Source organism: Pseudomonas sp. Y39-6, from assembly GCF_023651955.1.
Classification (GTDB): domain Bacteria; phylum Pseudomonadota; class Gammaproteobacteria; order Pseudomonadales; family Pseudomonadaceae; genus Aquipseudomonas; species Aquipseudomonas veronii.
In genome coordinates this window covers 6,101,068-6,124,662 of record NZ_CP069594.1, presented here as the reverse complement: position 1 = coordinate 6,124,662, position 23,595 = coordinate 6,101,068, and the positions used below count along the sequence as shown (strand labels likewise).

At 61.1% G+C, this 23,595-nt stretch carries 22 protein-coding genes; 16 read left to right on the top strand and 6 right to left on the bottom strand.

What is annotated here, in order from left to right; translation table 11 throughout:
* The 9 genes from JN756_RS27845 to lpdA all read left to right on the top strand — a co-directional run bounded on the left by JN756_RS27845 (nt 1) and on the right by lpdA (nt 10,434).
* Complete coding sequence (locus JN756_RS27845) at nt 1–1,278, top strand: branched-chain amino acid ABC transporter permease (RefSeq protein WP_201021566.1); 1,278 nt, start codon at nt 1–3, stop codon at nt 1,276–1,278.
* Nucleotides 1,275–2,030, top strand: coding sequence for an ABC transporter ATP-binding protein (locus tag JN756_RS27840; protein WP_046382007.1), 756 nt, complete (start codon nt 1,275–1,277; stop codon nt 2,028–2,030). Before JN756_RS27845 ends, JN756_RS27840 begins: the two co-directional genes overlap by 4 nt.
* Nucleotides 2,027–2,749, top strand: a complete 723-nt coding sequence (locus tag JN756_RS27835) for an ABC transporter ATP-binding protein (protein ID WP_079444746.1) — start codon at nt 2,027–2,029, stop codon at nt 2,747–2,749. The genes JN756_RS27840 and JN756_RS27835 overlap by 4 nt, the downstream gene beginning before the upstream one ends.
* 115 nt (nt 2,750–2,864) lie before the next feature.
* Nucleotides 2,865–4,112 carry an OprD family porin gene (locus JN756_RS27830; RefSeq protein ID WP_371928143.1) on the top strand — a complete coding sequence of 416 codons (1,248 nt, stop codon included), beginning with the start codon at nt 2,865–2,867 and terminating at the stop codon, nt 4,110–4,112.
* 126 nt (nt 4,113–4,238) lie between these two features.
* The gene (locus tag JN756_RS27825) at nt 4,239–5,081 is read left to right on the top strand and encodes an SDR family NAD(P)-dependent oxidoreductase (RefSeq protein ID WP_079444744.1); all 843 of its coding nucleotides are present in this window, start codon (nt 4,239–4,241) and stop codon (nt 5,079–5,081) included.
* 62 nt (nt 5,082–5,143) lie between these two features.
* Nucleotides 5,144–7,336 carry an alpha-ketoacid dehydrogenase subunit alpha/beta gene (locus JN756_RS27820; protein ID WP_201021565.1) on the top strand — a complete coding sequence of 731 codons (2,193 nt, stop codon included), beginning with the start codon at nt 5,144–5,146 and terminating at the stop codon, nt 7,334–7,336.
* Nucleotides 7,333–7,818, top strand: a complete 486-nt coding sequence (locus tag JN756_RS27815; protein ID WP_046382011.1) for a VOC family protein — start codon at nt 7,333–7,335, stop codon at nt 7,816–7,818. The genes JN756_RS27820 and JN756_RS27815 overlap by 4 nt, the downstream gene beginning before the upstream one ends.
* Nucleotides 7,818–9,032 carry a pyruvate dehydrogenase complex dihydrolipoamide acetyltransferase gene (locus tag JN756_RS27810; protein WP_201021564.1) on the top strand — a complete coding sequence of 405 codons (1,215 nt, stop codon included), beginning with the start codon at nt 7,818–7,820 and terminating at the stop codon, nt 9,030–9,032. The genes JN756_RS27815 and JN756_RS27810 overlap by 1 nt, the downstream gene beginning before the upstream one ends.
* A gap of 10 nt (nt 9,033–9,042) precedes the next feature.
* Nucleotides 9,043–10,434, top strand: a complete 1,392-nt coding sequence (lpdA, locus tag JN756_RS27805; RefSeq protein ID WP_046382013.1) for a dihydrolipoyl dehydrogenase — start codon at nt 9,043–9,045, stop codon at nt 10,432–10,434.
* Nucleotides 10,435–10,615: 181 nt separating this feature from the next.
* Here lpdA and JN756_RS27800 read toward each other — a convergent pair whose 3' ends face one another.
* A complete protein-coding gene (locus JN756_RS27800) occupies nt 10,616–11,008 on the bottom strand; it encodes a tautomerase family protein (protein WP_017847336.1) in 393 nt (130 codons plus the stop codon).
* A 108-nt stretch (nt 11,009–11,116) separates the two neighbouring features.
* On the opposite strand from JN756_RS27800, the gene JN756_RS27795 reads away from it, so the two are divergent.
* Both JN756_RS27795 and JN756_RS27790 read left to right on the top strand, forming a co-directional pair.
* Nucleotides 11,117–11,980, top strand: coding sequence for a LysR family transcriptional regulator (locus JN756_RS27795; RefSeq protein ID WP_017847337.1), 864 nt, complete (start codon nt 11,117–11,119; stop codon nt 11,978–11,980).
* A gap of 129 nt (nt 11,981–12,109) precedes the next feature.
* Nucleotides 12,110–13,144 (top strand): alpha/beta hydrolase family protein, encoded by a 1,035-nt coding sequence (locus tag JN756_RS27790; protein ID WP_201021563.1) that lies wholly within the window; start codon nt 12,110–12,112, stop codon nt 13,142–13,144.
* Between the two features lie 67 nt (nt 13,145–13,211).
* Here JN756_RS27790 and JN756_RS27785 read toward each other — a convergent pair whose 3' ends face one another.
* Nucleotides 13,212–13,808 carry an NADPH-dependent FMN reductase gene (locus JN756_RS27785; RefSeq protein WP_201021562.1) on the bottom strand — a complete coding sequence of 199 codons (597 nt, stop codon included), beginning with the start codon at nt 13,806–13,808 and terminating at the stop codon, nt 13,212–13,214.
* 113 nt (nt 13,809–13,921) lie between these two features.
* On the bottom strand, nt 13,922–15,190 hold the full coding sequence (gene fabF, locus JN756_RS27780) for a beta-ketoacyl-ACP synthase II (RefSeq protein WP_046382015.1): 1,269 nt from the start codon (nt 15,188–15,190) through the stop codon (nt 13,922–13,924).
* Between the two features lie 111 nt (nt 15,191–15,301).
* Here fabF and JN756_RS27775 point away from each other — a divergent pair, with 111 nt between their 5' ends.
* Nucleotides 15,302–15,796 carry a winged helix-turn-helix transcriptional regulator gene (locus tag JN756_RS27775; protein WP_177029908.1) on the top strand — a complete coding sequence of 165 codons (495 nt, stop codon included), beginning with the start codon at nt 15,302–15,304 and terminating at the stop codon, nt 15,794–15,796.
* Between the two features lie 52 nt (nt 15,797–15,848).
* On the opposite strand, the gene JN756_RS27770 is transcribed toward JN756_RS27775, so the two are convergent.
* Nucleotides 15,849–16,811 (bottom strand): GlxA family transcriptional regulator, encoded by a 963-nt coding sequence (locus tag JN756_RS27770; RefSeq protein ID WP_201021561.1) that lies wholly within the window; start codon nt 16,809–16,811, stop codon nt 15,849–15,851.
* A 95-nt stretch (nt 16,812–16,906) separates the two neighbouring features.
* Here JN756_RS27770 and JN756_RS27765 point away from each other — a divergent pair, with 95 nt between their 5' ends.
* Nucleotides 16,907–17,350: a tautomerase family protein gene (locus tag JN756_RS27765; protein ID WP_017847343.1), complete on the top strand. Its 444-nt coding sequence runs from the start codon at nt 16,907–16,909 to the stop codon at nt 17,348–17,350.
* A gap of 68 nt (nt 17,351–17,418) precedes the next feature.
* Here the strand turns inward: JN756_RS27765 and ilvD are convergent, their stop codons facing one another.
* Nucleotides 17,419–19,350 (bottom strand): dihydroxy-acid dehydratase, encoded by a 1,932-nt coding sequence (ilvD, locus tag JN756_RS27760; RefSeq protein WP_057005093.1) that lies wholly within the window; start codon nt 19,348–19,350, stop codon nt 17,419–17,421.
* Nucleotides 19,351–19,451: 101 nt separating this feature from the next.
* Here ilvD and JN756_RS27755 point away from each other — a divergent pair, with 101 nt between their 5' ends.
* From JN756_RS27755 to JN756_RS27745, 3 genes are all read left to right on the top strand, one after another.
* On the top strand, nt 19,452–20,369 hold the full coding sequence (locus JN756_RS27755; RefSeq protein ID WP_201021560.1) for a LysR family transcriptional regulator: 918 nt from the start codon (nt 19,452–19,454) through the stop codon (nt 20,367–20,369).
* An 85-nt stretch (nt 20,370–20,454) separates the two neighbouring features.
* Nucleotides 20,455–20,733: a hypothetical protein gene (locus JN756_RS27750; RefSeq protein WP_201021559.1), complete on the top strand. Its 279-nt coding sequence runs from the start codon at nt 20,455–20,457 to the stop codon at nt 20,731–20,733.
* A 398-nt stretch (nt 20,734–21,131) separates the two neighbouring features.
* Nucleotides 21,132–22,496: a glycosyltransferase family protein gene (locus JN756_RS27745; protein ID WP_201021558.1), complete on the top strand. Its 1,365-nt coding sequence runs from the start codon at nt 21,132–21,134 to the stop codon at nt 22,494–22,496.
* A gap of 146 nt (nt 22,497–22,642) precedes the next feature.
* On the opposite strand, the gene JN756_RS27740 is transcribed toward JN756_RS27745, so the two are convergent.
* Complete coding sequence (locus JN756_RS27740) at nt 22,643–23,593, bottom strand: LysR family transcriptional regulator (protein ID WP_201021557.1); 951 nt, start codon at nt 23,591–23,593, stop codon at nt 22,643–22,645.
* Between the last annotated feature and the right edge of the window lie 2 nt (nt 23,594–23,595).

Sequence of the window (23,595 nt, the reverse complement as noted above, 5' to 3'; positions counted from 1 at the left end):
ATGAAACTGACGAATATCCTCCTGGCGGTGCTGTTGCTGGCCCTGCTGGTGCTGCCCGCCATCCTGCCGGCGGCGATGGTCAACGCGGCCATCCAGATGCTTATCGCGGCCTTGTTTGCCTGTGCCTTCAACTTGTTGTGCGGGCAGGGCGGCATGCTTTCGTTCGGTCATGCGGCGTACTTCGGCGTGGGGTCGTTCGCTACATTGCATGCGATGAGTGCGCTCAATGGCCAAGGCCTGCTGCCGACACCGTTGCTGCCGCTGATCGGTGCCATGGGCGGCTTTATCTGCGGCCTCTGCGCCGGTTGGTTCGCCACTAAACGGGCGGGCGTCTACTTCTCCATGATCACCCTGGCGCTGGCCGAGTTGCTGCATTCCCTGGCCCCGCATCTGAATACGCTGTTTGGCGGCGAGGCGGGTATTTCGTCCATGCGCGCCCCTGCCTGGGGCCTGGATTTCGGTGACGCGACCCAAGTGTATTACCTGACGCTGGGTTGGGTGGTGCTGTCGATTGCCTTGCTCTACGCCTTCACGCTGACGCCCATGGGGCGCCTGACGTTCGCCTTGCGCGAGAACGGCCACCGCCTGCAGTTCCTGGGCTACAACGTTCACCGCTTGCGAGTGCTGGTGTTTGCCTTGTCGGCGATGTTTGCCGGTATTGCCGGTGGCTTGCAAGCACTGAACCTGGAGTCGGCCAACTACGTGCTGTTCGACATGCGTTTTTCTGCCGAAGTGGTACTCAACACCTACATCGGCGGCGTCAACGTGTTCCTCGGGCCGGTGCTCGGCGCTGCCCTGATGACGTTCTTTGGCAACGCCGCCTCTGACCTCACGCAATCCTGGTTGCTGTATCAGGGCCTGTTGTTCGTACTGGTGATGATGTTCATGCCCAGCGGCCTGGCCGGGCTGGTGCTGTGCTGGAGTGCGCAGATCCGTCGGCGCGGTTGGCTGGCGATCGTCCCGGCGGCGTTCTCGGCGCTGCTTGGCGCTGGGGTGTTGAGCCTGGCGGTGGTGTTTTTGATCGAGACGTTGCAACGCGTATTCAGCCAGGACTATCAGGCCCTGTTGATGACGGACCAAGCCTGGCCGGCGATCAGCCTGTTCGGCCGCGAATGGCTGCCGGGCGCGCTGCTGACCTGGGCCACGCCGTTGCTCTTGGGGGGGGCCGGGCTGTTGGTCCTGAAACTGGCCCGCCACCAATGGCTGCGCCTGCTGGATGACGAACCGGTGGTCAACGCCGCCGCACTCAGGCCTCGGGTCGAAGGAGAACAACCATGAGCGATGCGATCCTGCAGTTACGCGATGTGCATAAGTCGTTTGGCGAGGCTCACATCATTCGGGGTGCGCAGCTTGAATTGCGTGCCGGTGAACGTCATGCGGTGATCGGTCCCAACGGGGCCGGCAAATCGACCTTGTTCCATCTGATCTCCGGGCAGTTGCAGCCCAGTAGCGGGCAGATCCTCCTGGGCGCGGAAGCGATCCAGGGCTACTCGCCACAGCACATCAATCACCTGGGGTTGTCGCGCTCGTTCCAGATCACCAACATTTTTCCCGGGCTCTCGGTGTTCGAAAACCTGCGCATCGCGGTGATGCGCAAGCACCGGATGCAATACCACTTCTGGCGCTCCGTCCAGCGTTACCCCGAGGTGCGCGAGCAGACTGAGCAATTGCTCGAACAGGTGCGGCTACAGGACAAGCAAACGGTGTGCGCGGCCGAACTCTCTTACTCCGAACAGCGCGCCTTGGAGATCGGCATGACCCTGGCCTGTGACCCTCGGGTGATCTTGCTCGACGAGCCGATGGCGGGCATGTCCCATGAAGAAACCGACTACGCCCTGAACCTGATCCGCGAGGTGACCCAGGGGCGTTCGCTGCTGATCGTCGAACATGACATGGACGTGGTGTTCTCCCTGTGCGACCGCATCAGTGTGCTGGTCTACGGCGAAGTCATCGCCACCGGTACGCCGGACCAGATCCGCGCAGATCGTCGGGTGCAGGAAGCCTACCTGGGTGAGGAGCAATGTGCATGAACCCTACTTCGCAAAACCTGCTGTCGATCAGCGACCTGCATGTGCATTACGGCAAGAGCCATGTATTGCATGGGGTCGATCTGCACATCGGTCACAACGAGGTGGTGAGCCTGCTCGGGCGCAACGGCGCCGGGCGCTCGACCACCATGAAAGCGGTCATGGGCCTGGTGCCGCCCAGTGCCGGCAGCGTGCAGTTGGCCGGGCGCGAGTTGACCGGGCTGCGCCCCTATCGCATCAGCCGTGCCGGCATCGGGTTCGTCCCGGAGGAACGTGAGGTCTTCGCCAACCTCAGCGTCGAGGAAAACCTGCGCATGGGCCAGCAAGCGCCCACCGACGGCGCCACTGCGTGGACCGTCGAGCAGATGTTCGAGTTTTTCCCGCGGCTGCGCGAGCGCCGTAACACTGGCGCGGGCAACCTTTCGGGGGGCGAACAGCAGATGCTCACCCTGTGCCGGTCGTTGCTGGGCTGCCCCAAAGTGCTGCTGATCGATGAACCCACCGAAGGCCTGGCGCCGAAGATTGTGGCGGTGGTCGCCGAGGCTATTCGCGAGATCCACCGACGTGGGGTTTCGATCCTGCTGGTGGAACAGAAGCTGACCATCGCGCTTAAGGTCTCGTCGCGAGTCTGCGTGATGGGGCATGGGCGGATTGTCTTCGAGGGCACGCCGCAGGCGCTGACCGACGATGCGAATTTGATGAAGGAATGGTTGGCGGTCTAGACCGACCGCCAGCATGTTCAACCCGGCAGGTTCGCCTGCCAATTTCCCCCCCGATTGTGTGGCAGCACGTGTGCTTGCCAGGGGGTTCTGCGTTTTAAATCCACCGGGAAAAACAATAAAAATGAGCCTGCCTAACTACATCACCGTACAACCCCTGCTGTTGCTCAGCGTCTTGCCGGGCCTGGTCCTGGCCCAGGAGCAGGGCTTTATCGAAGGTGCAACGGCCAACGTGCTGATGCGCAACTTCTACTTCAACCGTGACTTTCGCGACAGCGGTGCCGCCCAGGCCAAGAGCGAGGAGTGGGCGCAGGGCTTTCTGCTTAACGCACAGTCCGGCTACACCCAAGGCACCGTGGGTGTCGGCGTCGATCTGATCGGCCGTCTCGGGGTCAAACTCGACAGCGGCAGTGGGCGTGCTGGCAGCCTGTTGTTGCCGGCGGACGGCAAAGGCTCGGCGGATGATTTCTCCAGCCTGGGCGCTGCGCTCAAACTGAAACTGTCGAAGACCGAGCTGAAAGTCGGGGAGCTGCTGCCGAGCCTGCCCATCCTCCAGTACAACGATGCGCGGTTGCTGCCGCAAACCTTTCAGGGGGCGATGCTGACTTCGAAAGAAATCACCGGGCTGACCCTCAATGCCGGGCAGATGCGCTCATTCACTCAGCGCAACTCCAGTAACCGCGAAGACCTGTTTATTGATGGCCGCTCGTTCGCCACGTCCGACCGCTACAACTACCTGGGTGGCGAGTACCGCTTCAACCAGGAGCGGACCATGCTCGGCCTCTGGGGCGCAGAACTGGAGGATATCTATCGCCAACGCTTAGTCCAGTTCGCCCACAAGCAACCGGTCGGTGCCTGGACGCTTGGGACCACCGTCGGCCTGCTCGACTCCGAGGAACAAGGCCAGGCCAAGGCCGGCAAAATCGACAACCGCTCGTTCTACAGCACCCTCAGCGCGGCACATGGCGGGCACACGCTGATGGCCGCCTGGCAGCGCATGTACGGCGAAGACGGGACCATCTGGCTAAGCCCGACCACCACCGTGCTGCCCAGTGATATCCAGGTGCGCAATTTCGCCTCCGCCCAAGAGAAAGCCTGGCAGCTGCGATACGACTACAACTTTGCCGCCATGGGGGTGCCAGGGCTGACGACCTTCGTGCGTTACGTCAGTGGCGACAACGTACTGGTGGCGGGCAGCAACGACGGCAAGGAATGGGAGCGCGATTTTGACGTGTCCTATGTGATCCAGAGCGGCGCGCTGAAGAACCTGGGCCTGCGCTGGAGAAACGCCATGGTGCGTTCCAGTTTCGGTCCGTCAGTCGACGATAACCGACTTATCGTCAGCTACAGCCTGGCGCTGTTCTGATCGATATGCCGACTATTCCGGTAACAATTTCCTTTGACAGACCCCGCAGTGCGGGTTAGTTTTTCTGAGGTGGTCAGACAAGTTGTTTTAAATGTATGACCAGCTACAAAAATAAGTGAGAACCTCATGTCCTACTCAGATAGCTCAGCACCTGCGTCCGTACAACCACAGCCTGAAACGGCTGTTTTCCAGCACAGCGCCTATGCCGGCATCCATGACAAGGTGGTGGTGGTCACCGGTGGTGGCAGCGGTATCGGCTTGGCACTCGCCAAAGGTTTTGCTCGCAACGGCGCGCACTTGCTGCTGATCGATATCAACGCTCAAGCCATGGCCGACGCCAAGGGCGAGTTGCAGGAAGCCTTCCCCAATAGTCGAGTCGAATGCTTCCAGGCTTCGGTTGCTGACGAAGACGCGGTTGAAGCGGCCTTTGCCCACGCCAAGGCCTGTTTCGGGCGTATCGACGTGCTGCTTAACAACGCCGGCGTATCGATCAACAAACCGTCGCTCGATATCAGCCCGGCCGAATGGCGTCGGGCCGTCGAGATCAACTTCAACAGCGTGTTCTTCTGCGCCCAGGCGGCGGCCCGGCACATGATCGAGCAGCAGGCGGGCGTGATCATCAACACCTCGTCGATGTGGGGCGTGTCCCACTCCGCCGATCGCACGGCGTACTGCGCGACCAAGGCCGCCGTGGTCTCCATGACCAAGTGCCTGGCAGTGGAATGGGCCCGCCATGGCATCCGCATGAACGCCATCGGTCCTGGCTATACCCGCACACCGCTGGTGGAAGAACTGCAACGGGCCGGACGCCTGGACGTCGAGGCCCTGCGCAAGCGCACGCCGTTGCAACGCCTCGGTGAGCCGGGCGAGATGGCCGAGTTGGCGCTGTTCCTGGCGTCCAGCAGCGCGACGTTCATCACCGGGCAGATCTACGTGTCGGACGGCGGCTGGACCGCCAACGGTTTCTAGTTCGCCTTCGTTGTGGCGGCCCGCCGTGGCCCGTCGATTCGAGTTCTTTGTGGAGAAGTGAAATGCCGAAAAGTGTTGCCTTGTCGCCGGCCTCGCCGTGGGTCGAGCTCAGTTCCACCGATGCCGACTGGAAGCAGGCCGACCCTGCGTTGCTGGGCACGATGCTCAGCCAGTTGCACCTGATCCGCGCCTTCGAGGAGACCGTGCTGGAACTGGCCGGAGAAGGCCTGGTGCATGGTCCGGCGCATTCGAGCATCGGTCAGGAAGGGGGCGCGGTAGGTTCGATCGTTGCGCTGGGCGCGGCGGATGAAGTCAACGGCTCGCACCGTGGTCATCACCAGTTCCTGGCCAAGGCGTTGGTCTACCTGATGCCCGAGGGTATCGACCCGAAAGCGCCGGTCACTGCACCCATCCAGGATCTGCTGCAACGTACCCTGGCGGAAATTCTCGGCCTGGCCCAAGGGTTCTGCAAAGGCCGGGGCGGTTCGATGCACCTGCAGTGGGCCGAGGCCGGCGCCCTGGGGACCAACGCCATTGTGGGCGGTGGTGTGCCGCTGGCGGCCGGTGCCGCCTGGGCACACCGGCATGCCGGGACCGACACCGTGGCGGTCACCTATTTCGGTGACGGCGCGGTGAACATCGGTTCGGTGCTGGAGACCATGAACCTGGCGGCGGCCTGGAAACTGCCGCTGTGTTTCTTCATCGAGAACAACCTGTACGCGGTGTCCACCACGGTTGAGGAAGCCACTGCCGAGCCGCGCCTGTCGGCACGCGGGCTGGGTTTCAATATTCCGAGCTGGAAGGTCGACGGCATGGACCCGCTGGCGGTTTACCTGGCCATGCAGCAAGCCCTGGCGCACATGCGCGCTGGCAACGGACCGACCGTCATCGAGGCCGATGTGTACCGGTTCTTCCATCAGAACGGTCCGTTCCCCGGCAGCGCATTCGGTTACCGCAGCAAGGAAGAAGAGCAGAGCTGGCGCGCCCGTGATCCGCTGGAACGCCTGGCCCGCGAAATGAAAAAGCGCGACCTGATCGACGACGCCGGCCTGGCCGATCTGCGTGAAACCATCAAGCTGGCCATGGCCCAGGCGGCGGCTGAATTGCTTGAAGCCGACCCGGCGGGCAAACCGGGCAAGCGACGGATCCGTCCCCAGTTGTGGCCTTCGCCGGACTTTCGCGATGTCGGGATTCGTGGCGACCTCAGTGAACTGGCCACGGCCCGGACCTGTGAACAGGCGACCTATCGCGGCGGCCTGCAGCAACGCAAGTTCATCGATGCCATCGCCGACGTGATGAACCGGCGCATGGAAACCGATGACAGCATCGTGGTCATGGGTGAGGACGTACACCGTCTCAAGGGCGGTACCAACGGCGCCACGCGCGGCCTGAAAGAGCGTTTTCCGCAGCGCATCCTCGGTACCCCGATCAGCGAGAACGCCTTCTGCGGGCTGGGTGGCGGCATGGCGTTGGACGGGCGTTTCAAACCGGTGGTGGAGTTCATGTACCCCGACTTCATGTGGGTCGCCGCCGACCAGGTGTTCAACCAGATCGGCAAGGCGCGGCACATGTTCGGCGGGCAGAGTGACGTGCCGCTGGTGCTGCGCACCAAGATCGCCATGGGCACCGGCTACGGCTCGCAGCATTCCATGGACCCGGCCGGCATCTACGTCACCAACCCGGGCTGGCGCATCGTTGCCGCGTCCACGCCGTTCGACTACATCGGCCTGATGAACACCGCGTTGGCCTGCAAGGACCCGGTACTGGTGATCGAGCACGTCGACCTGTACAGCCACAGCGGCGAAGTGCCGGTGGACGACTTGGACTATCAGATTCCATTCGGGACCGCCGCCGTGCGCCGAGAAGGCCGTGACCTGACCATCCTCACGTACCTGAGCATGGTCGGACACTCCCTGGAAGCCGTGGAGCAGACCGGCATCGATGCCGAAGTCATTGACCTGCGTTTCCTCGACCGCGCCAGCTTCGACTGGGCCACGGTCGAGGCGAGTATTCGCAAGACCAATAATGTGCTGATCGTCGAGCAGGGCGCCCGAGGGACGTCCTATGGCGGTTGGCTGGCCGACGAACTGCAGCGCCGTTGCTTCGACTGGCTCGACCAGCCGATCCAGCGCGTGACCGGTGGCGAAGGCTCACCGAGTATTTCCAAAGTCCTGGAGCGCGCCGCCTGTGCCCGCACCGAGGAAGTGATCGAAGGCCTGCAACAGGTCATCCGTGAAAAAGGGGCACACCAATGAGCGTGAAGATGCTGGTTCCAATGGAAGTGGGGATTTGCTGCGTCGATCTCCCGGCCCTCAGCCGTTTCTATCAGGACGTGCTGGGTTTCACCTTTGTCGCACAGGTGCAAATGCCGGCCGCCGCCGCGCAGTTGGTGGGCCTGAGCGAAGGCGGCTACAGCGTGGTGCGTCTGCAGACGCCTTACGGTGAACGGATCAAGTTGCTGGCGCCTGAGCGGGCGCCGGTCCGGCCTGAACCGGGGCTGATTCTCGACCGGCAGAATGCGAGTTACCTGACGTTCATCGTCGAAGACATCGCCAGCCTGGTGGACGACCTGAAAAATGCCGGTGCGAGCTTCTGCGCCGAGGCTGCCCCGATCCAACTGCGCCCCGATGTGAAGGCGCTGTTCTGCCGCGACCCGGAGGGCAACGTGCTGGAACTGGTGGAGTACGCCGATATCGCCGCCTACCGTCCCGATCTGTTCAGCGACAGGAGCGCCTGATGGCCAAGCTCTTACATATGCCGGAAGTGTCGGCCAACGCCACCCACGCCGCGATCCAGAACTGGACCCTCAAGGAAGGCGACACCATCAGCGCCGGTGATTGCATTGCCGAGATCGAGACCGAAAAAGCCTTGGTCGAACTGGCCGCCGAGGAAGATGCGGTGCTGGGCAAGATCCTGGTCGAGCCGGGGCGCGAAGTGGAAGTGGGCGCGCCGATCGGGGTGCTGTTTGCCAGAGGCGAAACCGATGTCGACATTGCCGCGCTGTTGGCCAAGGCCGGTGCGCTGGCGGCGGCCAATGAGCCGGTGGTGGATGACGCGCCGGTGCTCCAGCCTCGGGCCGAGGTGACGACTGCGATTGACGCGCACAGCGGGCGGATCTTCGCCAGCCCTCTGGCCCGCCGCCTGGCAGCGGCCAAGGGGCTTGACCTGGCGAGCCTCAAGGGCAGCGGGCCGAACGGGCGCATCGTCAAACGCGACGTCGAGGCGGTCGCCGTTGCCGCTGCGGTGGCCGCACCGACGCCCGTGTCGACCGTCGACTTTGATGAAATCCCCCACAGCAGCATGCGCAAGACCATTGCCCGGCGCCTGGTGGAGAGCAAGGCCACGGTCCCGCATTTCTATCTTGATGTGGAATGCCGGATGGAACCTCTGCTGGCCCTGCGCGAGCAGGTCAACCGGACCGCAGCGAGGAAGATTTCGATCAACGACTTCATCGTCAAGGCGGCGGCTGTCGCCCTCCAGCAAGTACCGGCGATGAATGTGACCTGGACCGAGACGGCGCTGCACCGCTACCACCAGGCGGATGTCTGCGTGGCGGTGTCCACCGAGAGCGGCCTGATCACCCCCGTGGTGCGCAATGCCGACAGCAAGGCCCTTTCGCAGATCAGCGCGCAGGTGGCGGAGTTGGCCGGGCGCGCCCGCGACGGACGTCTGCGCCCCGAGGAATACCAGGGCGGCAGTTTCACCATCAGCAACCTGGGGATGTTCGGCGTCGAGCAGTTCAGCGCGATCATCAATCCACCCCACGCGGCGATTCTGGCGGTGGGTGCGACGCAGCAAAAACCGGTGGTTGAAAACGGTGAGCTGAAGGTCGGTGCGGTACTGCGTTGCACGTTGTCGGTGGATCATCGGGCCGTGGATGGCGCACTCGCTGCGCAATGGTTGGCGGTGTTCAAGGGCCTGATGGAAAACCCGCTGGGCATGCTGATTTGAGAGAGTACCCATGAGCGAAATGAAATTTGATCTGATCGTCGTCGGTGGCGGCCCCGGCGGTTACGTGGCGGCCATTCGCGCCAGCCAGTTGGGGCTGCGCACGGCGTTGGTGGAAAAGGCGCAACTGGGTGGGGTCTGCCTGAACTGGGGCTGCATTCCGACGAAGGCCCTGTTGCGCAGTGCCGACGTGTTGCGCCTGATCGGCAGCGCAGGCAGTTTTGGTATTGAGGTCGGGCCGGCCAGGCCGGACCTGAAGGCCATCGTCAAGCGCTCCCGCGATGTCGCCGCCCAGTTGCACCGTGGGGTCAGCGGGTTGATGAAAAAGCACCGCGTCCAGGTGTTCAATGGGCATGCGCGGCTGGATGGACCGCAGCGCCTGAAAGTCAGTGGGGAGCAAGGCGAGCTGAGCCTGAATGCGCCGCATATTATTCTCGCCACCGGGGCCCGGGCCCGAGTGCTGCCGGGCATGGAGCCGGATGGCAAGCATTTCTGGAGCTACCGCCAGGCGTTGGTGCCGGACAGCGTACCCAAGCGGTTGGTGATCATCGGCGGCGGTGCGATCGGGATCGAGTTCGCCAGTTTCTATCACGCGCTGGGCGCCCAGGTCAGCGTGGTGGAAATGGCGGAGCGGATCCTCCCGGTAGAAGACCACGAGGTCAGCGCCCATGTGGCGCAGGCCCTGGTTCGCGACGGTATCCGCCTGTACACCGGCTGTGCGCTGCAAGGTAGCAAGGTGGAGCAGGGCGCCGTGCAGTTGCGCCTCGAAGGCAACAGCAACGAGACGCTGCAGGCTGACGTGGTGCTGGTGGCCGCGGGCATTGTCGGTAATGTCGAGGAGCTGGGGCTGGAGGGCACAGGGGTCAAGGTGCAGCACACCCATGTGTTAGTGGATGAGTTCTGCCGCACGGGCGAGCCGGGTGTCTACGCCATAGGTGATCTGGCCGGGGCGCCGTGGCTGGCGCACAAGGCCAGCCACGAAGCTGTGATCTGTGTCGAGAAGATCGCCGGTCAGAACCCCCACCCACTGGACCCCCGCAGCGTGCCGGCTTGTACCTACAGCCACCCGCAAGTCGCCAGTGTCGGCTACACCGAAGCCCAGGCGCGCAGTGCCGGCAAGACCCTCAAGGTCGGCAAGTTCCCCTTCGCCGCCAACGGCAAGGCGATTGCCATGGGCGCCACGGAGGGCTTCGTCAAAGTGGTGTTCGACGCAGACAGCGGCGAGTTGCTCGGCGCGCATATGGTCGGCGAGGAGGTCACCGAAATGATCCAGGGCTACACCATCGCGCGAGGCCTGGAGACCACCGAGGCCGAACTGATCGAAAGCATTCTGCCGCACCCGACGATGTCCGAAGCCATGCATGAGGCCGTGTTGGCCGCCTATGAACGCGCCCTCCATTGCTGAGCACTGATCCACGAGCGATTGCCGAACTGTACGAGGTTGAGTCGTGTCAGTCCGGCAGGCGCCGGGAGCGTTCGGGGCTGCCTAGAAGTACGAGGAAAGACCGCGTGATGCTCAACGGCCTCAACCGATCGGAAGACCCGTCTTCGGTCACGCGTCATTCCCTATGTCGCGGGTTTGGGGCTCAAGGGTGGTGATGTTTGTATTCTTGGCTCACGCCGCCATACCCATACGCACTGGCCCTGCAATCGATGAGGTGGATGTTGGAGTGTGGATGCAGGTTGCCGATTTCCTCGGCCAATAGCGCGAAAGCCTCGCGCTGAAAGCGCGCCTTCTGCGCTTTGGTGTTTGTCTCATCGGTGATGGTGACCTCCAGGCGGAACGAGTTGTAACCCAGTTCGGCCAGCGAGCAACTGTTGATGAACCATTGCTCATGAGGCACGAAATGCACCATCACCAGCGTCTGCTCCGGGCGTTTCTCCAGCACGTCGCAGGTTAGCGCGGTGAGCTGGGAAACGATCCCCTGGACTCGCGCAAGGTCAGGTTGGCCAGAGATTTTGAGTGTGATGCCGGGCATGTTGGAGACCTCGTAGGACGTTAATGTCCGGCTCAGAGTAAGGAATGGGTTGAGTGCTGAAAAGCCGGAAGATATGATCGTATCCTTCGGAAAAACGGCAGGATGAGCATGCGCCCCTTTGACCTGGAACTTTTGCGAGCCTTCGCGGTTGCGATGGAGTCAGGCAGCCTCGCGCAGGCGGCGCCTAAGTTGTGTCGGTCGCAGTCGGCGTTAAGCGAGCAATTGCGCAAGCTCGAGGCCTTCACCGGGGTTACGTTGCTGGAGCGGGGTAAAAAAGGCGTCAGGCCGACACCGGCTGGCGAACGCTTATTGGTCCACGCACGCGACATGCTCGCCTTGAGTGAGCGTGCCCTTGAAAGCGTGCGTGGCGTGACCTTTGTCGGCGAGTTGCGGCTGGCCATCACCGACTACTTTCTGCCCAGCTCGATCGCCGACCTGTTGAAGAAACTGCGAGTGCGCTATCCGCACCTTCGCCTGCATGTGTCGGTACGCAAGAGCATGCAAATCGAGAGCGGGGCAGATTCAGGCGACTTCGATATCGGCCTTTCCATGCGAATTCTCGACGGGCGCAGCCTGCCTGAGGGCTTGCCGGTGCGACGGGAGGCGTTGCGTTGGGTGTCGGTCGCGGGGTTCGAGGCTGAGCGGGAGGAAAACACCCCGTTGCCACTTTTGGTACTGCCGCAGGGGTGCAGCCTGCAGCGCCTCGCCAGAGAGACCTTGGAGGCTCACGAGGTGCCTTATGTGGTTGCGCATTCGGCGTCCGGCGTCGCGGGGCTGCAATCAGCGTTATTGGCAGGTTTGGGCGTCGCGTGTCTGAATGCGTCCGCAGTACCGATGGGCGCGCAGGTCTGCCAGTCGGCGCACCATTTACCGGGATTGCCGGATGTTGAGTTCAGCCTGTTGCCCCCTCGTCCTGGCGAATCGCCCTTGGTCGGGGCCGTCAGGGAAATGCTTGCGAGCCAGTTCAGTTAATCGTCCGAGAAGCCAGCAGCGCCGCTAGGGCGCTACGGGGCGTTGCGAAATGCATGCACTGCGTCAGGGATTGGCACTGAGATTCGGGCCTGTCAGCCGGGACTCTTGAAAGGAAAAAAAGGAGTGACTATGCATAAAGAAATCTGGATGAAACGTTACCGCGTAAAGTTGATTGCCGTCGTTTGTCTCATCGTGGCTATCGCGTTGCTTGTTCTCGCGCGGCTTGACACTTATGGTCTGGATCGCAGAGCCAGCGAACCGTTTGCATTCGACGCAAATGGACTGCGCCTGGCCGGCACGCTCTGGCTGCCCGACCACGCAGCAACAGCGGCAGTGGTTCTGGTTCACGGGGATGGCCCCCAGGATCGCACGTCGCAGCAGGGTTACGATCCACTCATCAACGCGCTTCTCGATGCCGACATTGCGGTTGTTTCGTGGGATAAACCGGGCGTTGGGGATTCGCCGGGGAATTGGCTCAGCCAGTCGATGACGGACCGCTACGTGGACGTGCGCAGCGCGTTGTCTGCCCTGCGCAGTAAGTTGCCAGCAATCCCTGTCGGTGCGCTTGGGTTTTCACAAGCCGGCTGGGTACTGCCCCGCCTGGCGTCGGGGGATGCGGACTTTCTGGTGCTTGTCGGCGGCGCGGTATCCTGGCAACGGCAAGGTGACTATTACACGCGGACACGGTTGCAACGCACGGGGATGTCCGAGCCCGACATCGACGCAACGATGGCTCGGATCGCCGCCGCCGATGAGCGTTTGTTCGCCTCCGCGCAGGTGCCGCCGGTTGCCCTTCTGGACGGCATGAGTGCAGAGCGATGGGCGTTTGTGCGGCGCAATCTTCACGAAGATGCAACCGGTGCCTTGGAAAAACTCGACATTCCACTGCTTGCGCTATGGGGCGCGGACGATCTGAATGTCGATCCCGAAGCCAGCGCAGCCCTCTACCGAAAGGCGCTCGGCGGCAACCATCCCGCCAACCGGATTGAAGTCATACCGGATGCAACCCATGGGCTGCTCAAGGCGGCGGCTTACAACACGCAACTCACCAGTGAGTGGTCCTGGTTCACCACTGTCAGGTTCCTCATGGAAAGTCGCCATGCCTACGCCCCAGGTGCCCTTGAAACGATAAACGCGTGGGTTCACGCCAGAGCCAGCCAGTGAATGCACTGGCGGCCAGCGTTGGCAATCAATGCGTGCGGGCAACCACTCGACAAGCGATGTTGGAGCCTCAAGGCTCTTGAGTTTCGAGACGCCGTTTAAACGCGCCGAGCGCAGTAGTGATCAACGGGCCCATCACCGGGTCGGCGGCAATGCCCTCGGCGCTCGACTGGCTGGACAGGAGGTTAACCGTGATTGACGCTTGCTCGATGATGCTCGCCGACATCGTTTCCAGGACCAGCCGCAATGCCGCTTGCGCGTGGCTGGCTCTGGGCGATGCGTTGAACAGCGCGACAGGCTTGCCCGGAAACTCTTCACTGCTCACCAGCCAATCGAGCATGTTCTTGAATGCGCCGGGAATACCTCGAGCGTACTCGGGGCACGAAACCAACAGCCCATCCGCCTGCCCGATAATTGCGCGCAACGCCAAGACTGACTCGGGGGGATCCTCGAGCAGGTCCGGGTTGAAGTGAGGCAATTCAGCGATGCCTTCGTAATGTGCGACCTGTACCCCTTCGGGGCATAGATGCTCAACTGCGCGTAGCAAAATTGAGTTGGAAGAGGCCTGACGCAGACTTCCCGAGACAGCAAGCAAACGCACCATTTCAACACCGTTCGTGATTCGTGAGTCGGTGAAGTTTCGCACGAGCTGAGCTTCGTTCACCATTGCGGCATAGCCATCCAGCGCTCAGCGGGGAGCTTGGCGGCACCCGATGTTGAGGTCTCGACCTCTCGGTGCCGAGACCTCAACCACACTGAAGCCGGACGCAATATCCGGTTTTAGATCCAGCGTCGGAACAGCACGCTGGCGTTGACCCCGCCGAAACCGAAGCCATTGGACAGCGCATATTCCATGGGCAGGTGCTGGGCCTGGCCGCGAATCAGGTTCAGGCCTTCGGCAGCGGCATCCGGAGTTTGCAGATTGAGTGTTGCCGGAACTACCTGATCGCGCAGCGCAAGTACGGTGAAGATCGCCTCGATCCCCCCCGCAGCGCCCAGCAGGTGGCCAGTGGCGGACTTGGTCGAACTGATCGCAAGGCCGCTGTCTGTGCCGAACAGGGCTTTGATTGCCGCTAGTTCGCCTTTGTCGCCCACCGGGGTCGAGGTGGCGTGGGCATTCAGGTGCTGAACCTGGGATGCGTCCACGCCGGCTTGGCGCAATGCCTGTTGCATGGCGCGGCGGGCGCCGTCGCCATCTTCGGGCCCGGCGGTCATGTGGTACGCGTCGGCGCTGGTGCCATAGCCCACCAGCTCGGCGATGGGTGTGGCGCCGCGTGCCAAGGCATGTTGCAACTCTTCGATGACCAACAGGCCGGCGCCTTCACCCATGACGAAACCATCGCGGGCCTGATCGAAGGGGCGCGAGGCGCGCTCCGGAGTGTCGTTGTAATCGCTCGAGAGGGCGCGTGCGGCAGCGAAGCCAGCCAGGCTGACTCGGTGAATGGCCGCCTCCGTCCCGCCGCAGAGCGCTACGTCGATTTCCCCCGCGCGAATCATCCGTGCAGCGTCGCCGATGGCCTGGACGCCCGCCGCACATGCGGTCACCGGAGCCCCCAGTGGCCCCTTGAGACCATGACGGATGGAGACATGACCGGCGGCCATATTGCTGAGAAATGACGGGATGGTGAAGGGTGACAGGCGCCGTGGCCCCTTGCTGTCAGTCGTCCGCACGGCTTCGGCAATCGCCGGAAACCCGCCCACGCCCGAAGCGATGATGGTGGCGGTGCGCTCCTGCGCCTCTGGGGTTTGCGGCGCCCAGCCGGCCTGTGTCAACGCTTCATGGGCCGCTGCCAGGGCGAACAGAATGAAGCGGTCCATCTTGCGCTGTTCTTTGGGGGCCAGCAGTAGATCCGGATCGAAGCCGGCCTCCGGGTCTTGGATGCGGTCGGGAACCTGGCCACCGATGCTGATCGACAGATCGCCGATCAGCTCCGGTGGCAACCGGCGGATCCCCGACTGCCCTGCCAGCAGGCGTTGCCATATTTGCTCGACTCCGCAGCCAAGTGGGGTCAGCGCGCCCATTCCTGTAACGACGATGCGTTTGTTCATGATGATCCAGTTCTTTGTGCTTAAGGGAGGGGTAACGACATATGGACGTCACTATCATTATGAAAGTAACATGCCTGGCCACCAAATGTTCGAACCCCGTAAGGAACTGTCATGCAGCGCAAGACCCTCATTCATGCCGAATGCCCGATCGCCCGTAGCCTGGAACGGGTTGGCGAGTGGTGGAGCATTTTGATCATGCGCGACGCCCTGCATGGCCTGCGACGCTTCGAGGAGTTTTCCCGCAGCCTGGATATCGCCCCGAACATGCTCACCAGACGCTTGAACTCGCTGGTGGAGGCGGGCCTGCTCGAGCGTCAGCCTTACAGTCAGCGCCCGTTGCGCTACCAGTACGTGCCGACGGCCAAGGGCGAAGATTTCCGCGTGGTGCTCATGGCCTTCGTGGCCTGGGGCAATCGCCATTACGCGCCAGAAGGGGAAAGCGTGCAGATTGTCGAGCGGGAGACGGGGCGGCCGGTGCTGCCGGTGATGGCGGATATCGCCGATGGCCGTCTTGTGCCCTTGGACCAGTGCAGCGTGCAGGCCGGACCCGCGGCCAGCGCGGGCATGCGTCAGCGGTTTGGGTCCATGGCTGACCGGATTGAGTGAGGCGCCATGCAGCGGAGGAGTGCGGCACTCAAGGGCTGCCAGCGGTTAGAACTCACTGGCGCAGTTGTTTTGGCGAGGCGTTCAACAGGCGGCGCATGAGTCGCCGCAGGGCCGTGGCATCTTGGTATCCCACCTGCGCGGCGATAGATTCAACGGAGTACCTGCTGGTTTCCAGCAGCACGCGGGCTCTGTTCAATTGCACGCGTTGGATCAGATTGCGAGTTGAAAGACCGGTTGCTTTTCGAAGGTGCCGCGACAGCGTTCGCTCAGACATGCCGACGTATGCCGCAAGGCTCGGCACACTGGGCGGATGGGGCAGGCGTGCTTCGATGTAGGCGGTGAGGTTGGCGACCAGCGTATTGCCCTGGGCCATGATTGCCGGGTTGATGAAGGGGGACTGCAATTGCCGGCCATCGAGCAGCAGGGCCTTGCCCACCGCGTCGGCGAGTTCCGGCGACAGACGTCTGCGCAGCAGGTGCAGCATCAAGTCGGTTTGTGCGAAGGCTGCACCGGCGGTCGTCAGCGGCGGATCGCGGAGCACCATGACGTTGGGGTCGACAATGCAGTCAGGCGCCATGCTCGACAGCCAAGGGGCGAGCCACCAGGAAGTCGTCACCCGTCGCCCCGTGAGCAACCCGGCGGCATGCAGGAGAAAGACCGCCGAGCATGAGGCGGCAATCTCCTTGCCTTGATTCACATGTGTCTTCAGCGCTGGCAGGGCCTGAAGGACTACGTCTTCCTCAAGCCGCTGCAGCAGCACGTCGAAGTCGCTGATGCTGAGGCCCGGAATGACCCAGCAGGAGTTGTCCTCGACATCTGTGGTCAGCGCGTCAACCTGCAGCAGCATGCCTTGGCCCAGCGTAATCAACCCTGGCTGCGGCCCACACACGCGCCAGCGCGGCACGGCAAGGCCGCGGCGCTGCGCAAGTATTGCGGCGGTGCCGAGGATGTCCAGGGTGGCTGCGACGCTCGAGGCGAACGCCCCTGGAAAGACGAGGACAGTGAAATCGTACATTGTCCGATTATGCCCGAAAGAAGACGAATCGGTCACTTATCGAGGGAAGGGATAGCTGGCCCAATGGCGCCTCCAGTTAACCGCGAGGTTTCGCCATGCCAAACATCCTGATCAAGGTGCCTACCGGCGCATTCAACCTGCCACAGCGCCACCAGTTGCTTCGAAGCGTGAGCGACGTGGCGATGATTAATGAACACATGGGCGATGCCCCTCAGCAACGTATGTTGTGCTGGGTGTTGATTGAGGAAGTGCAGGCCGATCAATGGCTGTGCGGAGGCGTTGCTCCTCATGCCCAGGTTGTCCCGTGCATGGTCATCGTCAAGGTGCCCGCCGGCGTCCTTGATGCACCGATGCGCCAGCGCTACGTGAGTGAACTGCATGGCGCCCTACAATCGAACCTGGCGGCGGGGGATCAGCGCCGGTTGCTGAGCTCGATACAGATCGAGGAGGTTGTCGACGGAACGTGGGGGGCGAACGGTGAGATCTGGCATTTGGCCGACTTCACCCGTGCAGCCGGATACGGACATCTCGCTGACTAACGATAGGCGCCCGCCAGAAAGCGGGCACCTGTACGCTTATTCGTCCCCCGGTCGAACCGTCGGTTGTTTCAGTCCCTGTCGAGAAAAACGGTTGGCGGTAGTGTTGCGATTCGCGGTGGGGCAGGGGGGGATGCTCGTCTGCCGCCAGCTCGATGCTGAACCTGCGTCACATCCCTGACCGCACCGCGAGCCGCGTTCGATGTCAGTGCCGCGTAGGCCTGAAGTGCCGCCGACACTTTTCGCGCCCGTGCGGCGGGCTGCCAGGCTTGCCCTTCCTTGGCATCCATCGAGTGGTAACGCTGGTTCAACGTTGCCTCGTCGACCCTCAGTTCAACGGAACGGTTGGGAATATCGATCTTGATCACGTCCCCTGTTTCCACCAGGCCTATCAGTCCACCTTCCGCCGCTTCCGGTGAGACATGGCCGATGGACAGGCCGGAGCTGCCGCCCGAAAATCGCCCGTCGGTCAAAAGCGCGCAGGACTTGGCCAGCGCTTTGGATTTGAGATAGCTGGTGGGGTAGAGCATTTCCTGCATGCCAGGGCCGCCCTTGGGGCCTTCGTAGCGGATGACCACCACATCGCCAGGCACCACCCGGTCGCCAAGGATGCCAGCCACCGCCGCCTCCTGACTTTCGAAAACCACGGCTTTGCCTTCGAACACCAACATGGAGGGGGCGACGCTGGCTGTTTTGACGATACAGCCCTCCGGCGCCAGGTTGCCAAACAGCACCGCGAGGCCGCCGTCCTTGCTGAAAGCCTGTTCAGCGCATCGGATCGCGCCCGTTGACCGGTCTGTGTCCAGGTCATCCCAGCGCGCTGACTGACTGAAGGCTCGCTGGGTGAGGGCATTGCCCGGTGCGGCGCGGAAAAATGTCTGCACTTGCTGGTCTGGGCTTCGGGCGATGTCCCAGCGATCCAGCGCATCTTTCAAGGTGGGCGCGTGGATTGTCGGCAGGCTTGTGTCGATCAAGCCTGCGCGGTCCAACTCGCCAAGGATCGCCATGATGCCACCGGCGCGATGCACGTTCTCGATGTGTACATCGCTGCAGGCGGGCGCGACTTTGCACAGCCACGGGACTTGGCGAGACAGCCGGTCAATGTCGGCCATGTTGAACGCCACGCCGCCTTCGCGCGCAGCTGCCAACAGGTGAAGGACCGTGTTGGTCGAGCCGCCCATGGCGATGTCCAGGCTCATGGCGTTTGCAAACGCCGCGCGGTTGGCAATGTTGCGCGGCAACGCGCGTGCGTCGTCCTGTTCATACCAACGTTTGGCTAACTCGACAATCAGCCGCCCGCTCTGGCGAAACAAGCCCTCACGCTCAACATGAGTCGCCAGCACCGTGCCATTGCCGGGCAATGCCAGGCCAAGCGCTTCCGTCAGGCAGTTCATTGAGTTGGCGGTGAACATGCCGGAGCATGAGCCGCAGGTGGGGCAGGCGGCGCGTTCGACCGCGGCGACTTCCTCGTCGCTATAGGCGTCATCGGCGGCGATCACCATCGCGTCGATCAGGTCCAGAGACTGGCGCGTGCCTTTGATTACCGCCTTCCCAGCCTCCATCGCCCCGCCAGAAACGAACACGGTCGGAATGTTTAGGCGCATGGCAGCCATCAACATGCCGGGGGTGATTTTGTCGCAGTTGGAGATGCATACCAGCGCATCGGCGCAATGCGCGTTGACCATGTATTCAACGGCATCGGCGATCAGTTCCCGCGAGGGCAGTGAATAAAGCATGCCGTCATGGCCCATGGCGATACCGTCGTCGACGGCGATGGTGTTGAACTCCTTCGCCACGCCACCGGCCGCCATCACTTCGCCGGCAACCAGTTGGCCGAGGTCCTTGAGGTGTACGTGGCCTGGAACAAACTGCGTAAAGCTGTTGGCGATGGCAATGATGGGTTTGCCGAAGTCGTCATCGGTCATACCTGTGGCGCGCCATAGGCTGCGGGCACCGGCCATGTTGCGGCCATGGGTAGTGGTTCTCGAACGATAAGCGGGCATTGAGTCCTCCTGGGCTGACGGTATGGACTCAGGCTAAAGATCGGTTGGAAGGCTGTGAAATATATTATTTAATGCTTATTAAGTCTCTGGAGGTATAAGAAATGGATGTTCGCCAGCTCAGGCATTTTGTCGCTGTCGCCCAGACTTTGCATTTCAGCCTGGCAGCGCAACGCCTGTGCATGACCCAGCCGCCGTTGAGCCAGTCGATCATGGCGCTGGAGCGCGAAGTTGGTGCCTCGCTGTTTGTACGGACCAAGCGCAGCGTGGCGCTGACCCCGTTCGCCGAGCAATGGCTACCTCAGGTGCGGGCCGCGCTGGGGGCTATCGATGCGCTGGGTCATACAGCGCAAGCCATCCTTCGCGGCGATGCCGGCGGGTTGGAACTGTCGTTTGTCAGTACCGCTGACTACAGCATTCTTCCCGTGCTGGTCCAACGGTTCCGCAGCCTGTACCCGGCGGTGGAGCTTTCGTTGATGGAGGCTACCAGTGATCTTCAGATCGCTGCGCTGCTCGAGGGCAAGGGGCACGCAGGCATTGTCATTGCCAACCCGTGGGCCACGATCCCCGATCAATTGGCCTACCGGTCTTTGGTCGTCGAGCCACTGATTGCCGCTGTGCCGCAAGCGTGGATGGCGGACGGGCGCCTGGTCGATGTGGAGGGCCGGTTATCTTCGGACGCGATGATATCTTGCCCGCTGGTGGTCTTTCCCAGGCGTGCGGCACCGGCGTTCTATGACCTGGTCACCGGCTACTACGCCGCGTGCGGCGGTAGCCTGCATATTGCCCAGCACGCTATTCAGATGCAGACGATCATTAGCTTGGTATCGGCAGGCATGGGCATTGCGCTGGTGCCGGCGTCATTGCGCCATCTCGCTCGCTCGGGGGTGTGCTATCTCGCTTTGGAGGAAAATGCGCCACATCTGGAAACCGGCCTGGTGTACCGCCGCGACGATACGACACCGACGCTTGCCAACTTCCTGAACACGGCCAGTCAATTGCTCGAACTGGACATGAGTTGATCCGATGCAGCGGGCGAGTGAGGTTGTTAACCTGTGGCCGCATGGTTGGGCAATCAACGCCTGGGATTAAAGGGAATTAATACCGATGTGGTTTTTTCTTTCGTTTGCCAAGAGGCCAGATGAGGCGCCTGCTGAGCGAGCGCAGCCGTTTGAACATCCCAACGGCTTTCGCGAGATGACATCGTTGCGGGTTATCACGCCCGACCACCACGCGTTTTCGACCGCTGCCACCTGCGCAAACCAGCTGAAAGGATTTGAAATTGTTCAGGGTGATGAACACCTGCTCTTACTGGAAATCGATCATGGCGCCAGCGGCCAGACACACGATTTCCGTCCCGGGTTGCCGATGATTGTGAACTGGTGATGCATTGGCCTGGAGGCCCTGCTCTATCTTGATGATCTGGAGCCCACGGTGGTCGGCGCTGCCATAGACCGTGCGGTGGGTTACAACACGGGCAATGACGAATATCACCCGACGGCGGGGGATTTCCCTGGATGCAACATGACGCCGATGTACGTGCTAGTCCGTGCTCGATAGTTCGAAATTGGCGAATCCATAGAGTTTATTGGTGAGAGAGTCAATACCGCTGCTGGGCTGTTTGCATGTTTTTAGAGTGTGTTCAGCTGATGTTCAGAACTCGCATGCTAGTTGATTAGTTGAGTCAATAGGTCGCATGTGTTTAACAAGTTTTCACTGTTTTTGTCTGGATGGCGCAAAAAGCAAAATGCTAGCCTGCGAGTTTTTTGGGATAGCAGGTCCACATGAAAGTGCTAAAGGAAATGGCTGTAAAAAAGCCATGCTCATTTATTTTTATATTGACATTTCTCGTGTTTGCAGTACTGCAATACAAGCCTGCTGTGCTCAATTACACAACGCGCTTTGTCGATTTTGCTCAATATATGCTCGCGCATGGGGTGACGCTGTTTCCAATTGCGGATGATCTGCGGCCATATCCCGATTACACGGTGATCAATACGCTCCTTGTTTATCTGGTTTCTTTGCCGTTTGGTCGTGTATCGATTCTTTCAATGGGCCTTCCCTTCTGTGTTGCCGCGGCCTTGATGCTGGTGTTTGTTTACAAGCTCGGTGCATTGCATGAGAAAAAATGGGGCGCATATGGTGTTGTATTTGCCCTGTTCACCTGGTCATTTCTGGACGGCGTGAACTCCTTGGCACTGGATATATACCCCGCGCTTTTTACAGTGGTGTGTTTTTATCTGGCCTACACGGGAGAGGTATACAAACAACGTTTCCGCGTGCTGCTTGTGCTCGCAGGCCTTGCGCTGGGCTTTGCATTTCGTGGCCCCATTGGTCTGATCGGCCCCGCCAGTGTGGTCGCCGCTTATTATTTTTTGAGCAAGCAATGGCGCATGCTGGTTGTGTTTTGCTTGCTGGCAGGCTTGGTCCTGGCCACAGGCATTGCGGTGCTGACATGGGCTGCCTACCTACAAGGTGGAGACGCGTTTCTACAAGAGGTATTGATCATGCAAGGGCTGGGGCGGTTTGGCAGTGACCACGCGCCTCGTTATTACTTCTATTTCTCTGCCGGCTTGCTGACCTATGGCGTAACAGCTCTTATCGCTTTGAGCGTTATCGCCAAGAAGGGGAAGTGCTTTTTTGAACGCTCACCTGATCCAGCCACGAACATGCTCTTGTATCTCTCGGGCTGGCTCCTTGTGGTGATCGTACTGTTCACGATTCCAAGCTCCAAGAAGGCGCGTTACATACTTTCAATTACACCCGCTATTTCCTTGTTGGCTGCCTACGTCTTCGTGGATCGCAGCGCTCTCTTTGCAAGTATCCGAGACAAACTGCTGAGGTTTTGCTTAAACCTGCCAGTGGTTGGCCTGGGAGTGTTACTGCTTGCGTTTATTCATGGTCTGTATGCGGCGACTCCACTTCAGCCGAACTATCTCGGTGCGTCCATGGGGTTGATTGCCCTTGTTGCCGTTAGGCCCTGGATGGTGACACGTTTCAGCGTGCATCCACATCGTGAATTTGTGATTTTCTCTTTTGGTGCTATCGCCTTTCTCATACTGGACATGTTTTTCTTTAACTCTGTTACTTACCATTTGGAGTTGGCCAACGAGCCGACACCCAAGTTTTTGCCGTATTGGTTTTGGTGAGGTCTGAATCGCCCCGGGTTTTCTAGATACTCTCCAACCATCGCCGGATGGCTGGCAGCTATCACAAACCTTTGAGCAAGAGCTTAGGGAGAAAATGCTCAGACATCGTGATACGCGTCCTTGCACGTCCAGAGGGGGCGATCAAGTCAAGACAGTCGCACGACTGCATCCAGCGTCGTGCGACTTGTTAATGTCTCTGATATGACCTCTTTAAGAATATTCCGGAACCAAATAGAGCGGCCATCCATTTGATCAGTGCGCCTATACAACATCGAGATTTGCTCCATAGGCAGTTCGAAGGGCGCGGCGGTGACCTCAAGGCCGTAAAGCGGCGCCATGCAATAAGCCGTGATCTCGGGAACAGTTGCAATCGCCGGTACCGACAGCAATAACGGCGCAATTGACGCGTGCCTCGACACGCCTGCGACGATGTTGCGCCTGACCCCGGCAGCGCTGAGCACACTGTCCAAGTTTGTCGCGCCGTCGCCTTCCGCCGACACGATGACATGTTGGGCCTTCGCGTAGCTTTTGATGCTCAGCGGCAATGTCAGTTTTAGCTGCCTGGGGTCATAAAGGCAGACAAGACGTTGTTGGAATAGCAACTCACACATGTGCCACGAAGGTGGGTTTTCGTGAACGGAAACGCTGACGTCGTAAGCGCCCTGCTCTAAAAGTTGAACCGAATCGCGCTTCGTCGAGGCGACTGCCAATACGCGCGAGCGCGGTGCGAGTTCGCGGATTCGAGCCGCGAGGGCCCCAAGTAGTGCTACCTCGAAGTTGTCACACATGCCAATGCGGAATTCACCTTCCCATGTGGCGGGATCGAACACCCCTGGCGCCCGCACTGCGTGTTCGATGGTAGATAACGCCTTGGCGATCTCCGGTGCAATCGCGAGTGCCCTGGGCGTTGGCTGCAGACCTCGTCCAACACGTACAAACAACTCATCGTCCAACGTCTCTCGCAGGCGTCGCAGCGCGCCCGAAAGACCCGGTTGGCCAATAAATAGTCGTGCAGCGGCCTTACTGACACTTTTCTCCTCCATGAGCACGGAAAACACATGCAGGAGATTTAGATCGAGGGTCCGAAGGGTTGTCATTT

Excerpts from the sequence above, each read along its gene's own strand:
- JN756_RS27820 (WP_201021565.1), top strand. The coding sequence starts at position 5,144 with ATGCCGAAAAGTGTTGCCTTGTCGCCGGCCTCGCCGTGGGTCGAGCTC.
- JN756_RS27770 (WP_201021561.1), bottom strand. The coding sequence starts at position 16,811 with ATGTACGATTTCACTGTCCTCGTCTTTCCAGGGGCGTTCGCCTCGAGC.
- JN756_RS27740 (WP_201021557.1), bottom strand. The coding sequence starts at position 23,593 with ATGACAACCCTTCGGACCCTCGATCTAAATCTCCTGCATGTGTTTTCC.
- JN756_RS27815 (WP_046382011.1), top strand. The coding sequence starts at position 7,333 with ATGAGCGTGAAGATGCTGGTTCCAATGGAAGTGGGGATTTGCTGCGTC.
- JN756_RS27810 (WP_201021564.1), top strand. The coding sequence starts at position 7,818 with ATGGCCAAGCTCTTACATATGCCGGAAGTGTCGGCCAACGCCACCCAC.
- fabF (WP_046382015.1), bottom strand. The coding sequence starts at position 15,190 with ATGAACAAACGCATCGTCGTTACAGGAATGGGCGCGCTGACCCCACTT.
- JN756_RS27765 (WP_017847343.1), top strand. The coding sequence starts at position 16,907 with ATGCCAAACATCCTGATCAAGGTGCCTACCGGCGCATTCAACCTGCCA.
- JN756_RS27785 (WP_201021562.1), bottom strand. The coding sequence starts at position 13,808 with ATGGTGAACGAAGCTCAGCTCGTGCGAAACTTCACCGACTCACGAATC.
- ilvD (WP_057005093.1), bottom strand. The coding sequence starts at position 19,350 with ATGCCCGCTTATCGTTCGAGAACCACTACCCATGGCCGCAACATGGCC.
- JN756_RS27825 (WP_079444744.1), top strand. The coding sequence starts at position 4,239 with ATGTCCTACTCAGATAGCTCAGCACCTGCGTCCGTACAACCACAGCCT.
- JN756_RS27845 (WP_201021566.1), top strand. The coding sequence starts at position 1 with ATGAAACTGACGAATATCCTCCTGGCGGTGCTGTTGCTGGCCCTGCTG.
- JN756_RS27835 (WP_079444746.1), top strand. The coding sequence starts at position 2,027 with ATGAACCCTACTTCGCAAAACCTGCTGTCGATCAGCGACCTGCATGTG.
- JN756_RS27795 (WP_017847337.1), top strand. The coding sequence starts at position 11,117 with ATGCGCCCCTTTGACCTGGAACTTTTGCGAGCCTTCGCGGTTGCGATG.
- JN756_RS27755 (WP_201021560.1), top strand. The coding sequence starts at position 19,452 with ATGGATGTTCGCCAGCTCAGGCATTTTGTCGCTGTCGCCCAGACTTTG.
- JN756_RS27775 (WP_177029908.1), top strand. The coding sequence starts at position 15,302 with ATGCAGCGCAAGACCCTCATTCATGCCGAATGCCCGATCGCCCGTAGC.
- JN756_RS27840 (WP_046382007.1), top strand. The coding sequence starts at position 1,275 with ATGAGCGATGCGATCCTGCAGTTACGCGATGTGCATAAGTCGTTTGGC.
- JN756_RS27790 (WP_201021563.1), top strand. The coding sequence starts at position 12,110 with ATGCATAAAGAAATCTGGATGAAACGTTACCGCGTAAAGTTGATTGCC.
- lpdA (WP_046382013.1), top strand. The coding sequence starts at position 9,043 with ATGAGCGAAATGAAATTTGATCTGATCGTCGTCGGTGGCGGCCCCGGC.
- JN756_RS27800 (WP_017847336.1), bottom strand. The coding sequence starts at position 11,008 with ATGCCCGGCATCACACTCAAAATCTCTGGCCAACCTGACCTTGCGCGA.
- JN756_RS27750 (WP_201021559.1), top strand. The coding sequence starts at position 20,455 with ATGTGGTTTTTTCTTTCGTTTGCCAAGAGGCCAGATGAGGCGCCTGCT.
- JN756_RS27745 (WP_201021558.1), top strand. The coding sequence starts at position 21,132 with ATGAAAGTGCTAAAGGAAATGGCTGTAAAAAAGCCATGCTCATTTATT.